At 33.8% G+C, this 15758-nt stretch carries 11 protein-coding genes; 3 read left to right on the forward strand and 8 right to left on the reverse strand.

Going from position 1 to position 15758, the window contains the following annotated elements; all coding sequences use genetic code 11:
* The 8 genes from K8B81_RS11530 to K8B81_RS11565 all read right to left on the reverse strand — a co-directional run.
* Nucleotides 1-182, reverse strand: a 182-nt coding sequence (locus K8B81_RS11530) for a transposase (protein WP_223681647.1), incomplete at its 3' end; no start/stop codon positions are given.
* Nucleotides 183-725: 543 nt separating this feature from the next.
* Nucleotides 726-1784: an outer membrane beta-barrel protein gene (locus K8B81_RS11535; RefSeq protein ID WP_223681649.1), complete on the reverse strand. Its 1059-nt coding sequence runs from the start codon at nucleotides 1782-1784 to the stop codon at nucleotides 726-728.
* A gap of 584 nt (nucleotides 1785-2368) precedes the next feature.
* Entirely contained in the window at nucleotides 2369-3331 is a 963-nt protein-coding gene (locus K8B81_RS11540; protein ID WP_223681651.1) for a glycoside hydrolase family 5 protein, read from the reverse strand.
* A gap of 11 nt (nucleotides 3332-3342) precedes the next feature.
* Nucleotides 3343-4575, reverse strand: a complete 1233-nt coding sequence (locus tag K8B81_RS11545; RefSeq protein ID WP_223681652.1) for a glycoside hydrolase family 27 protein — start codon at nucleotides 4573-4575, stop codon at nucleotides 3343-3345.
* 88 nt (nucleotides 4576-4663) lie between these two features.
* The gene (locus tag K8B81_RS11550; protein WP_223681654.1) at nucleotides 4664-5725 is read right to left on the reverse strand and encodes an IPT/TIG domain-containing protein; all 1062 of its coding nucleotides are present in this window, start codon (nucleotides 5723-5725) and stop codon (nucleotides 4664-4666) included.
* A gap of 29 nt (nucleotides 5726-5754) precedes the next feature.
* A complete protein-coding gene (locus tag K8B81_RS11555; protein WP_223681656.1) occupies nucleotides 5755-7305 on the reverse strand; it encodes a RagB/SusD family nutrient uptake outer membrane protein in 1551 nt (516 codons plus the stop codon).
* Between the two features lie 11 nt (nucleotides 7306-7316).
* Nucleotides 7317-10481 carry a SusC/RagA family TonB-linked outer membrane protein gene (locus K8B81_RS11560; protein WP_223681658.1) on the reverse strand — a complete coding sequence of 1055 codons (3165 nt, stop codon included), beginning with the start codon at nucleotides 10479-10481 and terminating at the stop codon, nucleotides 7317-7319.
* 313 nt (nucleotides 10482-10794) lie between these two features.
* A complete protein-coding gene (locus K8B81_RS11565) occupies nucleotides 10795-11673 on the reverse strand; it encodes a helix-turn-helix domain-containing protein (RefSeq protein WP_223681659.1) in 879 nt (292 codons plus the stop codon).
* A 301-nt stretch (nucleotides 11674-11974) separates the two neighbouring features.
* Between K8B81_RS11565 and K8B81_RS11570 the strand changes: the two genes are divergently transcribed.
* From K8B81_RS11570 to K8B81_RS11580, 3 genes are read left to right on the forward strand one after another with little or no spacing between them, the layout of a single operon-like run.
* Nucleotides 11975-13114 (forward strand): glycoside hydrolase family 26 protein, encoded by a 1140-nt coding sequence (locus tag K8B81_RS11570; protein WP_223681660.1) that lies wholly within the window; start codon nucleotides 11975-11977, stop codon nucleotides 13112-13114.
* 34 nt (nucleotides 13115-13148) lie between these two features.
* Nucleotides 13149-14552 carry an MFS transporter gene (locus K8B81_RS11575; protein WP_223681661.1) on the forward strand — a complete coding sequence of 468 codons (1404 nt, stop codon included), beginning with the start codon at nucleotides 13149-13151 and terminating at the stop codon, nucleotides 14550-14552.
* Nucleotides 14553-14564: 12 nt separating this feature from the next.
* Nucleotides 14565-15752: a glycoside hydrolase family 130 protein gene (locus K8B81_RS11580; protein ID WP_223681662.1), complete on the forward strand. Its 1188-nt coding sequence runs from the start codon at nucleotides 14565-14567 to the stop codon at nucleotides 15750-15752.
* Nucleotides 15753-15758 lie beyond the last annotated feature (6 nt).

Raw genomic sequence — 15758 nt, forward strand, 5'->3', positions numbered from 1 at the left:
ACATGTTGGCAACCGTAACATTGATAATTATATCCTGATTTTTGACATCCTTTTGTATGACCACATTTCATACAAATAAAGCCTTCTTTCCATTTTATTTGTGCTAAATATGCTTTGCAAGCTTCATAATCCGGCAGTTCTTTTATAAAGTTTAGTATGCTTTGTCCTTGAAATACTTCCATAGTAGTTGATTTTAAAGGCATAAATATACAGAAGCTAAATGATTAACTCAAACAAAATAAATAACGCATTCCTGATAAAATTTAGAGAATGCGTTTTTTTATTCTTAGATTTTCAAGACCTTCAAATACTATCAAAAAAGTTTATCCGAAGCCTTAACACTATTCATTCACAATTAACAGCAATGCCTGAGGCAAAAAAAATCCTTACATATAAAACTTAAGTACTACTTTATATCATTAGAAATAAATAAAAACTTTGAGTATTTGAAGATGGTTTATCATCATAAAAATGATTTGATCCAGTTCATCCTAATCTTTTTTTCCATACAAAGTCATACACAAAGACTTATTTAGATTAAAGATTTTTCTTAAGCATAATTTTCTTTACCTATTGACTAATCACACCGAATGAGAATTATAAACTCAAATTCAATTACATATAAAAAAGCTGCCAAAAATTTATAATTTTTGACAGCTTCCAAAAAAAAAAAAAAAATATCAATCTTTATCTCTTTTCCAGAAAGAGTATGTTTTATATTGATTTTAGAATCCGTAAACTAAAGCCAGAAGTACTTGAGAAGCAGATTTAGCAGGAGCTAAATTAGAATCTACGAACATAACTTTATCTGAATTAGAATCAAGTCTAAACTCCGGGATTATAGTCAAACCGTTTATTTTGTAATTCCCTGATAACGTAAAAGCTGTAACATCAGTATCTAAAGAACCTTCTTTAGACTTAAAGTATTCAGCACGCAATCCAAGAGCAAAAGCATCACTAATTGCATAAGATGGATATAAAGCTCCCCCTGTATAACCTACATCACCTTCGTTTGAAAAATCAGCAGCGTTTAAACCTAATTTGAATTTATCCGTTAATTGGAATGTTGCAGTCAAATCAACAATAGTACCACTTACTGAGCCATCCATAAAATTCAAATAAGCACTTGCTTTATCAGTTACATAAGACAATTGACCTCCTACAGCATTTAATCCTTTTATTGGATCCGCTTTATAGGAATTCCAAGTATCATTAAACAAACCTACCATTGCTCCAAATTTCTCCGTTATGGCATAATTCGCTTTAATGCCTGCATTTTGGAATGGGCCATTGGTAAACATATAAGAAGTTGAGTAATGAAAGTTACCTACAGGCGAGATTACCTCATAACCAATAAATGTACCCATATAACCTGCAGTCAGGCTAAGCTTATCCGTAACTGCATAACTAGCATACAAATTTTGAATATGGAATGATTCTCCAGAAGTATTCGCATTAGGAATAATATCACCATTATCATCAAATACGAAACCCGGCTCACTTGGGAGTGATTGTCTTTGTCCTCTTGGTCCAAAAGAAATTTCACCAACAAAAGAAATGTTTTTTATTTTTTTCTTCAAAGCGATATCCAACATCCCTAAAGAAACTGAATTCTGGTCTGTTGCAAAACTTGTCGGAATGTTAGGAACTTTAGCAAAATCATATTTGTAATATATATCACCTGAACCTGAAATTTCTAATGGAGTGGTTTCTGATGTTTCATCTTGTGCAAATGCAAAACTTGTTGTTAGGGCTAATGATAAAATACATAATACTTTTTTCATGTGTAAATTGGTTTTAGTTATTAATTGATTCTGGTTAGTTAAATTTTTATCTTTTTATAATTACGATTGCTTTTTTTGAACTTTAAATCGGTCTAAATCATCATCATTTTCTTCAGCGAATTTATTAACTTTTGTATGAGTAGAAGAATCGAAAACCATTTTTTTCATGTTTTGAGAGCAGAATTATGGATTACAAAAATTAAATCAAAAATAATCGTTATTTCATATTTATAGAGATTTGTTTTTGAAAAATCAACAACACAAAAACAAGGAAAACAAACAAAAAACAAGGGTTTTTAAAAATTAAAACATGTATTAACACCTAAAAATAACTTAATTTTACAAAAAAAAAGCAAAGTACCCATATAAAAATAGGGGTTGTTTTAAAAATTAAAATAATAAACAAAATTAAGACTTAACACATAGGTATAATACACCTTGCCTGGCAACACGTCAAAATTCTTACAAAAATGCAAACAACTTAAAACCTATAATCCAAGATTATCATCAGCATTATCTTTCCTTTCAAAACACAAAAAGCCTGCTCAATTTGAACAGGCTTTATCGTTTTAAAAGATTACTTTTTATTTCTTATTATATTTCCTTAAAAGCTCTCGAACTTTGATTCCCGATTTTTTTAAATCCTCTTCTTTCCATTTTCCTCCTGATTTTGCCGATTTCTTTAGAATAGAACAGGTTTCATCTTTATCTGAAACCGACCATGTAATCCAGCTTAGTTTATTACTTTTCATCCAATCTATATATTCCTGCCATGCTTTTACATTTAAAGGTCCATCTCCAGAAGCTTCCATTCCGGCAGATTCAGATATAAATACTGGCAGACCACTTTTTATGGCCGCATCGGTGCTGTCTCTTAACTCTTTGCCATGAGTGGCGGCATAAAAATGCATTGTATACATTATATTAGTATATCCTAAAATAGGATCTGCTGCCGGAAGATGAACATCCTGATCCCAGTGCGGAGATCCTACCAGAATAATATTTTTAGGATCATTTTCTCTAATTACACTGATAATTTCTTCGGCGTAAGCCTTCACTTCCGGCCATGTTTCATCATCCGGTTCATTGAAAACCTCATAAATAATATTTGGATACTTCGAATACTTTTTAGATATCTCAGCAAAAAAGGCTTTTGCTTCTTCTAAATTTATATTATGACTATGCCAGTCTATAATTACATAGATATCCGATTTTATAGCCCCTTTTATAACTGCCTCAATTTTATCTTTCGAAAACTGCGGCTCCTTTATATAAGACATGTTTCCTAATTCAATTCCCATAGCAGCACGAACCACATTGCAATTAAAATCCTTCTTTAACCAGCTTACGGCTTTTTCATTGTAAAATCTGGGCCACATGCTATGCCATCCAAAACTCATTCCGCGTAAAACTACCGGATTATTATTCTGATCAACTAATTGAGTCCCCTGAACACTTAACTGACCATGTTTTTTCACAAATTGAGCATTGGTGAAACAAAACATTAATAATAAGGTATAGACAAAAAGTCCAGCTTCTGTTTTCATATTAAAGAGTGTTATGGAATTAATCGTAATGTAATTACATCATGAGATCCAAGATCAGCTTTAAAATTCTTTTTAGTATTACCGATTTCTTTATTTTTCCAAAGATCTTTCAATTTATAAACGGTTTTACCCAAATTTGCTTCATAACCAAAATCAGCGTCTTTTATTAAATGCTTTTTCCAGTCAAAATTGATTTTTTTAGCAACATCGCTTCTGTTCAAAAAAGTAATCGCCCAATTATCATTTGATAAGGGTTTTACCCAAACTTCAATACCATCTTCAGCAAGATATTTAAAACCCTGTATTCCTAGTTTATCCTGATTCACAGCAATCAATTCTTTATTAGTTAAAATTGCTAGTGTTTCTTTAGACATTTTTCTATAATCATTCCCACTGAACAATGGTGACGCCAGCATACACCACAGACTAAAATGCGCCTTATCTTCGGTATCATTCATTTCATTGCCCACTTCCATCATATCAAAATCATTCCAGTGATCCGGACCGGAATATTTACGAATGTCTTTACGCATATCTGCAATTTTCATAAATCCCCATGATGACCAATTTTCCGGATGTTTGAATTCGCAGTCAAAACAAGGATAAATATCTCCAGAAATCCTCCAAAGATTCCCAACCGGTTTTCCCCATTCCCATGGCTGATTGTCGCCCCACTCGCAAAGACTGAAAACAATTGGTCTTCCGGCAGTTTTTAACGCATTACTCATAGTAGTGTAAGCTTCTTTAGCAGTGATTCCTTCCGTATTACACCAATCGTATTTCAAGAAATCGACTCCTAATTTCGCATAAAATCGTGCATCCTGATATTCATATCCTCGTGTTCCAGGATAACCGGCACAAGTTTTTGTTCCGGCACAATTATACAAACCAAATTTCAAACCTTTGCTATGCACATAATCAATAAGTAATTTCATTCCGTTTGGGAATTTAGCCGGATCGGGAACTAAATCTCCGTTTACGTCACGTTCTCTGGTCATCCAGCCATCATCCAGTACTATATAATTGTAGCCTGCAGCTGCCAACCCTGAAGAAACCATAATATCTGCTGTTTCTTTTACCAGTTTTTCATCAATATTAGTTGCGAAAGTGTTCCATGAATTCCAGCCCATTGGCGGGGTCATGGCGAGACCTTCGAATTTTCCTGCTGATTGCGTATGGGTATTTCCCTGGCTGAAGGTTAATATTGATATATGTAAAGCCAATACTAAAATTATCTTTTTCATTTTTTTAAAATTTTAAAACAGTTTATAAAAAATGTTCCCTAATTTTTCAATCAGGGAACATTTTAGACTAACTCAAACTGATTTATTATTATTTCAAATAATAACCAATATTATCAATATCAATAGTATTGGCTAAACCGTCACCATTGGAATCCTTAGTCATATTCTGGAAAGAAAAATTTTGTACAGCTGTCGGATTTCCTAATTCTGACCATGGAATATAGAATGTTTTCCAATCAGTAGTTATAGAAAGCATATTTCTTTCAGACCAATCGCCATTAAAAATAAATTTAACTGTTCCCGGAACCGATCCTTTTATAGTAACCCTTATTCCTGCATAATCAGACAACTGATCGTTCCAGGACCAATTACCTTGTAAATTATCCCAAGCTCCCATTTTTTTTCTAATATACACCAAGCCCTGTGGTGCAGTACCATCTTTCTCATAGGTGTAATTGTTCCAATCTGGAAAATCAAAACTATTATAAGATACATCATCAAAAACTGCAGTATTAATTGCATATTGAGTTGTAGCAAAACCTGTAATATTGGTTACTTTTATATATTTTTTATCAGCACCAGCCGGTACTTTTACCTTTATCTCTTCTAAAGTTGAAGATACAGGTGCTACAACTGTAGTTCCAAAAGTTACTGATGGACTTAAAAAGAAATTTCCTCTTATTGTAATAATATCACCTTCTGCAGCATTAACTGGATTAAAGCTATGGATTACTGGTGCAGGCGGACCTATCACAAAAGGATAAACGATAGTCCCTGCATCTGTAACTAGTTTTAATTCACTAGATCCATTTTCATAAGGAGTACTGGAATTAATAGCAACAAAAATGGTGTTATCCGTTACCATTGTAGGATTAAAATAAGACTCCTTATCATTAAAGTAAATATGTTTTAAATTTCTAAAACCACTACCTTTAATAATATAGGTCATACCAGGATAACCAATTGCTGTAATTGAATCATTATCTTCAGCTTTCACAGGCGTAGAACTACTCATTGCTTTACTAACACTCACCACCTCAAGTTGTGTTGATGATGCGCCATCATCATTATTACAAGCGCTTAATAAACTTACTACTATTGAAGCCAACATCAGAAAGCCCAATAAACTTGAAATTTTATTATTTTTCATTTTTTTTTTACTTTTACTTGTTATACCTCTTATTTAAAAATATAAGGAACCGGAGCTTCATTTAATTTCGGATTGTATTTCACCTCATTAGCAGGTTTAGGAAAAACAAAATCTGATTCAACAGGAGTAACATATTTTGGTGTGTCACTAAAATATGATCTGTCTTGCTTTGAAATCAAGTCTATAGCTACAGCCCTAGGAATGCGACATAAGTCATACCAATATTCACCTTCAAAAGCAAATTCTACTCTCCTTTCGTGAATAATATCAGCCTGAGTGATTTTTACCGCTGAATTCAGCCCTGCTCTGTTTCTTACTTTATTATATGAATTTAAAGCTGCAGCATCTGATGTCTCTGCATTGTTTCCTAATATAGCCTCCGCATGAATCAACAACAAATCTGCATATCTCATTATATACATACAAGCACTTGATCCATTATTATCCTGAGGCCCAGTTTCTGCTGACTGTTTCCCTACTACATATTTTTTAACAAATGCTCCTGTACCATTAAGGTTATATTTTGTTGGGTCAAGTAAAAAACTAGCTCCCTGATCACTTGCTAAATTTGGATAAAAATCATTTGCAACCATGTATGTTTCTTTTCTTCGAAGATCACCTGGCTCAAAAGCTTTCTGAATATCTTTAGTAGGAACATATGTTCCTCCATAAGTTGCTTCGTTTAGAGCGTCAATACCATACTGTATATTAGAATAATTACTAAAATAATATCCTTTAGTAATAAATTGCCATGAAAATATAGATTCTTCATTATTGTTGTTCTTAACCAAAAAAAGATCTCCAAAAGTTTTAGAAGGCAATTCAACACTACCTAATAATTTAAATTCACCACTAGCAATTACTTCTTCTGCGAGCTTTTTTGCCTCAGCATAATCTTTAGTATATAAATTTACTTTTGCCAATAACGATTTTGCAGAACCGCTTGATAATCTTATGTTATTAGAATAAGCCGCTGTTCTGACTTTATCTGGAAGATTATTTACAGCATATTGAAAATCCATTTTTATAAATTTATAGACATCTTCAACAGGGTTGGTATTTATTTTAGGATTTGACACATAATCCAGATTATTCTCTATTATTGGAACAGCCCCATAAATGCGTACTAAATAAAAATAAGCCATTGCCCTCATAAAGTGTGCTTCGGCAATTGTTGTATTAATAACTCCTTTACTAACACCAGGACCTACATTAGATTCTAAATTATTGATTAGATTATTAGCTTGAGCTACTACGGCAAAACATGTACTCCATGGCAAAAGCAAAGCATCACTTTCTGAAGTCAGTTTAAAATCAACTAATTCTACAGCATCAGCCCCGGCCTGACAGTTCCCTGATGGCAATTCACCAAGTGCAGACTGCCATTTTGTTGCAAAAGGAGCCCACATTTTACCATACATAGGCGCAGTACTTGCTATCACCTGCTCATCTGTTGAATAAAAGTTATCAATTGTATACCCATCTTCTGAAGGACGATCTAAAAATTCTTCTGAACATGAAGTCGTTGCCAAAACAAGAACAATGAACAGAGTTATTAAACTATATCTATATCTTTTCATTTTTATTATTATTAAAATTCAACATTCAAACCTAATGTATATGTTTTATAGTTAGGGTAGCGACCGTTATCAATTCCCCTCAATAATTCGTTCTGATTCAAAACTCCTACCTCAGGATCATAACCATTATATTTAGTAAAAGTGTATAGATTTTGAGCTCCGGCATACAATCTAACTCTTGAAAATTTTGTCTTTGAAAGCAGACTGGATGGTAAGGAGTAGCCCAAAGTAACATTTTGAATTCGCAAATAAGATGCATCCTCAACATAACGATCAGAAATTAATAAATTGGCATGCCCTAAACCTTGCACTGGCCTTGGATATTTCGCATCAGTATTATCAGCAGTGTAAAAATCCGCAGCTTCAGCTAATTGATTCTGATACAAAGCAACATTTGATGTACCTGCCCTTCTTGTAAGATTTAGAATATCACCACCTTGAGAGCCTTGAAGAAAAACAGTCAGGTCAATAGTTTTGTATTTAAAAGTATTTGAAAAACCATATGTAAAATCTGCTTGCGGATTCCCTATCACCCCTGCATCTGATTCATCAATAAAACCATCACCATTAATATCTACATATTCAACATCACCTAATGAACTTGGGGCCGGTTTATTACCTAAACGAGGTACCGGTGCCTGATTTAATTGCTCCTGAGTTCTTATGATACCTACACTTTTATAACCATACAACTGACCAATTGGACCACCAACAGTTGTATTTGTTACTACTGCAGGTGTATATCCATTTAAAAAAGCAATTTGGGTTAGATTTACTCCATTTACAACGTCTAGTAATTTATTAACATTTTTTCCAAAAATAAAATTTGAATTCCATGAAAAATTATCAGAAAACCTATTAGAATAATTAATAGTAAATTCAACACCTTTGTTTTCCATACTACCAATATTTGACAATGGAGCTGCTAGCCCTCCATTCCATTGTTCATATCCTGTTAAGTAAGCAGGCAGAGGCAAAGCCAAAAGAAAATCGGATGATTTTTTTCGGTAAATATCAAAGGAAGCCGTTAATTTCGACTGAAAAAGCGTAAAATCCAATCCTAAATTGGTTTGTTTAGATGTCTCCCAAGTTAAATCAGGATTAGCGATGTTTGCTGCCAAGAAACCATTACCATCATAAGTTGGCAATGTAGTTATACCAGCAGAATAAGCCCCATTAGGTACATTTTGATTTCCACTTTCACCGTATCCAATTCTAAACTTTATGTCTACATATTTCTTAACCGCATCCATAAAGGCTTCATTAGTTAATTTCCAAGAAAATGCAACTGCCGGAAAATACCCCCATTTACGTCCTTCAGCAAATTTAGAACTACCATCAGCACGCATTGTAGCACTCACATTATATTTATTTTCAAAATCATACATTAACCTGCCATAATAAGAATATAAAGCAGTACTTCCTTTATAATCAGTACCTGTCAAAGTAGTCTGATCGCCTAAATGTATATTTGGATTACTGTTACTTACAAAATCCCTTACATTGTACGAATTACCCGACCAATGATTATCATTAGCCTCCTGTCCAACCATAACATTTAAACTATGTTTACCAAAAACATTTTTATATGTCAAATAATTTTTAATATTAAGACTATAAGAATTTTGACTTCTTGCTGTATAAGACGCATGTTCATTCTTGGCAGAACCCCAGACATAAGTAGGCTGAAACTCTGTATTTTCAGTAAATTCTGTATTAGCTCCAATTTCAAATCGATATTCCAATCCTTTTGCTAATTTTAATTCAGAATAAAAGTTCCCAACAAAGTTTTTCCTAACCAAATCATTACTATTAAGCATCGCCTGTGCAACAGGATTTATAAAAGATCCAACTGAACCATCAGCAGGTGGGCCTGAGAATTTCCCTTCAGAATCCCGTACTGCAACATCCGGAGTACTAAGCAAAGAGGTACTGATAATACCATCACTGGAGCCGTTAAAAGTAATTTCTTCATTAGAAATACCTGCCGAAATATTAGCTCCTATTTTAAACCATTCCTTAACTTTTGCATCCAGATTAGTCTTAAAATTGTAACGTTTGTAACCAGAGCCAATAACAACACCTTCCTGATTGGTATACCCACCTGACACATAATATGTAACATTTTCGCTACCTCCAGAAAATGATAATTGATGATTAACCAATATAGCTGTCTTATAAATTTCATCCTGCCAGTCTGTACCTGGACCTAATAATTCCGGTTTCACAAATTCTGGTCTAGTACCATATCCATATACTTTTGACAATTCGTTTTGTTGAGTAGCGTATTGGCTTAGTGACATTGCATCTAGAAATTTAGCTACTTTTTGAGTTGAAATATAACTATCATATGTCAATCTCCCTGTTCCTTTTTTTCCTGATTTTGTCGTAATTACAACAACTCCATTTGCTCCTCTTGAACCATAAATCGCTGTAGCTGAAGCATCTTTCAAAACATCAAAAGACTCTATATCATTTGGATTGATTAACGATAATGGACTAACGGTCACACTTCCTGCATTTCCTCCAACATACCCTCCGGCAATAGGCTTTCCGCTAGTAGATGAATTGGTTGCATCCCCTGAAAAAGGTACACCATCTATTATATACAACGGCTCGTTTGAACCTGATAATGAAGTAGCCCCACGAATCCTTATAGAAACATTCCCTCCTGGTTGTCCTGAATTATTGGTTACCACAACTCCTGCAGCCCTACCCTGTAGCATCTGATCTACAGTAACCTGCCTTGAGTCTGCAATATCAACTGCTTTTACGCTTGAAACAGCTCCATTAATATCTCCTCTTTTTTGGGTTCCATAACCAATTACAACTACATCTTTTAGGTTTTGAGAAGTACTTGATAAAGTGACATTAATTTTTGTCTGTCCATTCACTGCGATTGTTTTGGAGTCAAACCCAATAAATGTAAATTGTAATGTAGCATTAGCAGGAACATCAATATTGTATTTCCCGTCAAAATCAGTTGACGCAGAAAGCTTTGACCCTAGAACAGTAATGTTAGCTCCTGGTATAGAAAGTCCTTTATCATCAGACACAATACCTGATACTTTTACCTGAGCAGTAATAAAGTTACTAGTCAGCAACAGAAATAACATCAATGGAATCGCCTTGTGGTTAGCATTCCAATGAATAAAATTAGTCATTAGTTTTTTCATAATAAATGTTTGGTTAGTTGAAAGTTTAATCCTTTATAAAGCAGTAAAAAGGAAGTTATATTTTTACCGATTTATTTTTAACAAATCTATAACAGAAGAATATAGGAAGTTAATAGTATTATATCATTTAATGATAATATTTTTACTATGCTGTTTTAAAAAAACATATAACAAAATAAAAATACCATTTTATTAAAATATTCGTAATTAAATACCTTAAAAACCCAACAACCAATAAACAATAATTAATGAAACCAAAAAAATTAAAACGATTTCGTTAAAAATAATATTTATTTATGAAAAAAAAGTATCACTATAGAATTCGCTTTAATCCTGAAAAATCCTCTCTATACTGACTAGGCGTACAGTTTTTAATAGCTTTAAAACTCCGATTGAAATTTGCTATATTATTAAATCCGGATTTAAAAGCCACTTCTGAAACGCTCATGTCTTTTTCAACCAGCCATCGGGCAGCATAGCCTACCCGGATATCATTAATATAGTTTACAAAAGTTTTTCCGGTACGCTTTTTAATAAACCGGTTAAAAGAAATTATAGACATATTCGCAACATTAGCTGCGTCTTCTAAAGTAATTTTATCTGAAAAATGTTTTTGCACATATTCATAAACGAGCTTCATTTTATCATAATCATCAAAAGTATCGTAATCTACTGTATACGTAGAAAGGAGCCTCTGATTTCTGGAATTTGCTAAATCATATAACAGCGAAGTAATTTCTAAAAAATAATCCATACCATCTAATTTAGAGAGCTTTATCAATCTAGGAGCTAGCTCTTCGGCTACTTTTTTAGAAAACAAAATACCATGAATAGAGCGATTAAACATATCCCGGATCGGATTCATAATCCGTCTTGAAAGTAAGGATTCGTGAAACAAATCATTATGAAACTGGATCGTAATTTCATGAATTTTTTTACTTGTACATTTATTTAATTCCCAGCCGTGATATAAATTTGGACCAATAAGAACCAATTCGACATTATCAATTTCCTCAATATTATCTCCCACGACACGCCTAACTCCTTTTCCGTTTAAAATAAAATTAATTTCAAATTCAGGATGATAATGAACTGGAAAATCAAAACTATCTTTAATTCTGTCAAAGACTAAAAAACTATCTCCACTTGACAGTGGCGCTATCTCTCTGTAAAAATTTTTAGTTGCACTCATCTATTAGTATTTTTTAAACTGTATAAAACCATAAATTCAATTGCAATAATATGATATATAATTGATAAAATAATATTAATTGGAGTATAAACATCCGATTATCTTTGAAAAATAAAATTATCATTTCCTTTAAAACAATATTAATATTAAGCATTAATGATTTTTAACCTAATATTTTTTTATAGTTTTAATAATTTTAAATGAAATATGACATTAATTCTTATTTAGAAAATCAAGGAAATCACAATACACTATTTTAGTAGAAATTACTTTCTACTTTATGTAAAACAAAGTAGTCTAAATGAAAAAAAACATAATAATCCTTATTATATCAGCCTTTACGGGAATTTCATGTTCATCACAGACCGTTACAGATAATATTAATTTGTCACTTTCAGATAAAAAATCTACACCCGAAACAGTTTTACTTTATAAAAAACTGAATATATTAACTCAAAAAGGATATCTTTTTGGCCATCAGGACGACCTGGCTTATGGTGTAAACTGGAAATATCAAAATGGAAGAAGTGATGTAAAAGAAGTTTGCGGCGACTATCCCGCCGTTTACGGATGGGATATCGCGGGCCTGGAAAATGACAAACATAATAATATTGACGGAGTTCCTTTTGAAAAAATGAAGCAATACATAAAAGAGGCGAATGAACGAGGAGGGATTTCAACAATAAGCTGGCATTTTGACAATCCGGCAACCGGAAAAAATGCCTGGGATAACACTCCAAATTCTCTAAAAACGATTTTACCGGGTGAAAAAAATCATGCAAAATTCACATCCTGGCTTGATAAAGCAGCCGGTTTCTTTTTGTCATTAAAAGATAAAAAAGGAAAAAGCATTCCGATTCTTTTCAGGCCTTACCATGAATTAACCGGAGGCTGGTTCTGGTGGGGAAAAGAAAACTGTACTCCCGAAGAATTTAAAGCTATCTGGAAATTCACTTTCGAATACCTCCAAAAAAAAGGAGTTCATAATTTAATTTACGTATATAACACGAGTAGTTTCAACTCCAAAGAAACTTTTTTAGAAAACTATCCGGGTGATGGCTATGCTGATATTTTAAGCTTTGACACTTATCAAAATGCTGATGACAAAAACGGTGAAAAATTCATAGCCGAAGTCCAAAGTCAGTTTAGAATCATAAATGAAATTGCTCAAAAAAAGCATAAATTAATTGCTTTGGCAGAAGCGGGGTATGAAGCCATTCCAGATCCCAAATGGTGGACAGGCACTTTTTCTAAAGCTATTGGGGATTATAAAATTTCATACGCTTTGCTCTGGAGAAATCATGGCTGGCAGGAAAAAGAACAAAAAATGCATTATTATGGTCCCTATCCTGGCCAGATCAGTGAAAAAGATTTTGTCGAATTTTACAATCTTGATAAAACTTTATTTGAAAAAGACATTCAAAAACTATCAAAAAAATAAACCAACTTAACTACAACCTTTAAAATAAATCTAAATGCACGAAAAAATCAGCTTAAAAGAAAAAATAGGTTACGGACTTGGAGACGCCGCCTCTTCTATGTTCTGGAAAATATTCAGCATGTATCTGCTATTTTTCTACACCGATGTTTTCGGACTGGCACCAGCAGTAGTTGGAACTATGTTTTTAATTACCCGAATCTGGGATTCCTGCTTTGATCCAATTGTTGGAATTATAGCTGACAGAACCAAATCCAAATGGGGAAAATTCAGACCTTATTTATTATGGGTTGCTATACCTTTTGCTGTAATTGGAGTTTTAACTTTTTACACTCCTGATTTTGATGAAAAAGGAAAAATAATCTATGCCTACGTAACATACTCATTAATGATGATGATTTATTCTTTGATAAATGTTCCGTATGCTTCGCTTTTAGGAGTAATGTCTTCTGACCGAAAAGACAGAAACACATTATCCTCTTACCGAATGGTTTTTGCCTTTGGAGGAAGCCTTTTGGCGCTTTGGTTAATTGAACCTCTTGTGAATTATTTTGGAGGAAACCTTAATTCAAAAAACGGCTGGCTGGCTACAATAGCTATATTCGGAATTATAACAACCGTGTTTTTCTGGGCTTGTTTTTTCTGGACAAAAGAAAGAATAAAACCAATTGATGAGGAACAAACAAATCTAAAAGAAGATTTAAAAGATTTAGTAAAGAACAGGCCCTGGTGGATTTTACTGGGAGCCGGAATTGGCGCATTAGTATTCAACTCTATCCGTGATGGTGCAGCAGTTTATTATTTTAAATATTATGTAAGCAGCAATGTAAATTTTGATTTTAACCTTTTCGGAACAGATTTTCACATGACGCCAACCTCTATTTATTTAGTATTGGGACAGGCAGCCAATATTATTGGAGTCATTGCAGCAACACCGATTGCTAATAAATTCGGGAAAAAGAAAACCTTTTTTGGCGCAATGACTTTTGCTGCAGTCCTGAGTTTAATTTTCTATGTCTTCGGAAAAGAAGATGTTTTCTTAATCATGAGTTTTCAAATATTAATTAGCATTTGTGCCGGCTGTATCTTTCCTCTTATCTGGTCTATGTATGCTGACAGCGCCGATTATTCAGAATGGAAACAAGGACGCAGGGCTACGGGATTGGTTTTTTCAGCATCATCAATGTCACAAAAATTCGGATGGACCATTGGTGGTGCCGGGGCAGGATGGCTTTTGGGCTACTACGGTTTTCAGGCAAATGTTGAGCAAACAGCTACCGCCCAAAACGGAATTCAGTTAATGTTAAGTATTCTACCTGCCATTGCTGCAGCAATATCAGTAGGTTTTATAGCATTTTATCCTTTAACAGAACAAAAGCTGCAAACTATAGAACAGGACTTGAATGCAAAAAGAGACAAAAAAAATAAAATACAGATTTAGAAATCAATTTATATGACAACAATAACGGCCGCTACATTTCAGGGTAGAAAAGTAGCATTAGAAAAGGAACATCAAACACTCATTGAACTAAAAAATGAACCTCAAAATACAATCGGAAACGGTATTTATCAGCGATATAAAAATCCGGTAATGACAGCTGCTCATGTACCATTGAACTGGCGATTTGATTTCAACGAAAATACAAACCCTTTTTTACAGGAACGTATTGGCATGAATGCTGCGTTTAATGCTGGCGCCATCAAATGGAACGGCAAATATTTACTCGCTGTTCGTGTTGAAGGTATTGACAGAAAATCTTTTTTTGCCATTGCCGAAAGTCCAAACGGGATTGATAATTTCAAATTTTGGGACAAACCGTGCGTGATTCCGCAAACAGAAGAACCGGATACCAATGTGTACGACATGCGCCTGACTCATCATGAAGACGGCTGGGTTTACGGTATTTTTTGTACAGAAAGAAAAGACCCTAAAGCACCAAAAGGCGATACCAGCTCGGCTGTAGCCAATGCAGGAATAGTGCGTTCAAAAGATTTGGTAAACTGGGAAAGACTGCCTGATTTGATTTCGAACACAGGCCAACAGCGCAATGTGGTTTTACACCCTGAATTCGTAAACGGAAAATACGCATTATACACGCGCCCGCAGGATGGTTTTATTGATGTTGGAGCTGGCGGCGGAATTGGTTTAGGCTATGTTGATGACATGGCAAATCCGGTTGTAAAAGAAGAAAAAATTATCTTCGGAAAACAATATCACACCATATATGAATTAAAAAACGGTCTTGGCCCTGCTCCTATTAAAACAGAAAAAGGCTGGCTGCATTTAGCACATGGCGTTCGTAACACTGCTGCAGGTTTACGCTACACTTTGTATATGTTTATGACCGATCTGAATGATATTTCGAAAGTTACCCACGTTCCTGCCGGACATTTCATGGGACCAGAAGGTATAGAAAGAGTTGGCGATGTATCTAATGTATTATTTTCTAACGGATGGATTGAAGACACTGATAGAACTGTTTACATCTATTATGCATCATCAGACACGAGAATGCATGTTGCTGTTTCATCTACAGAAAAACTGGTTGATTATGTTACGAATACTCCTGAGGACACCTTTATTTCTGCAGGATCAGTAGAAACAATCATCAGTCAGATTGAAAAAAATAACGCAATATAATTCGTG

The sequence above is a fragment of the Flavobacterium hibisci genome, assembly GCF_020026925.1.
GTDB lineage: Bacteria > Bacteroidota > Bacteroidia > Flavobacteriales > Flavobacteriaceae > Flavobacterium > Flavobacterium hibisci.

What these genes read in the sequence shown, in the direction of transcription:
- K8B81_RS11555 (WP_223681656.1), bottom strand. Translation starts at nt 7,305, where the DNA reads ATGAAAAGATATAGATATAGTTTAATAACTCTGTTCATTGTTCTTGTT.
- K8B81_RS11535 (WP_223681649.1), bottom strand. Translation starts at nt 1,784, where the DNA reads ATGAAAAAAGTATTATGTATTTTATCATTAGCCCTAACAACAAGTTTT.
- K8B81_RS11565 (WP_223681659.1), bottom strand. Translation starts at nt 11,673, where the DNA reads ATGAGTGCAACTAAAAATTTTTACAGAGAGATAGCGCCACTGTCAAGT.
- K8B81_RS11560 (WP_223681658.1), bottom strand. Translation starts at nt 10,481, where the DNA reads ATGAAAAAACTAATGACTAATTTTATTCATTGGAATGCTAACCACAAG.
- K8B81_RS11550 (WP_223681654.1), bottom strand. Translation starts at nt 5,725, where the DNA reads ATGAAAAATAATAAAATTTCAAGTTTATTGGGCTTTCTGATGTTGGCT.
- K8B81_RS11580 (WP_223681662.1), top strand. Translation starts at nt 14,565, where the DNA reads ATGACAACAATAACGGCCGCTACATTTCAGGGTAGAAAAGTAGCATTA.
- K8B81_RS11545 (WP_223681652.1), bottom strand. Translation starts at nt 4,575, where the DNA reads ATGAAAAAGATAATTTTAGTATTGGCTTTACATATATCAATATTAACC.
- K8B81_RS11575 (WP_223681661.1), top strand. Translation starts at nt 13,149, where the DNA reads ATGCACGAAAAAATCAGCTTAAAAGAAAAAATAGGTTACGGACTTGGA.
- K8B81_RS11570 (WP_223681660.1), top strand. Translation starts at nt 11,975, where the DNA reads ATGAAAAAAAACATAATAATCCTTATTATATCAGCCTTTACGGGAATT.
- K8B81_RS11540 (WP_223681651.1), bottom strand. Translation starts at nt 3,331, where the DNA reads ATGAAAACAGAAGCTGGACTTTTTGTCTATACCTTATTATTAATGTTT.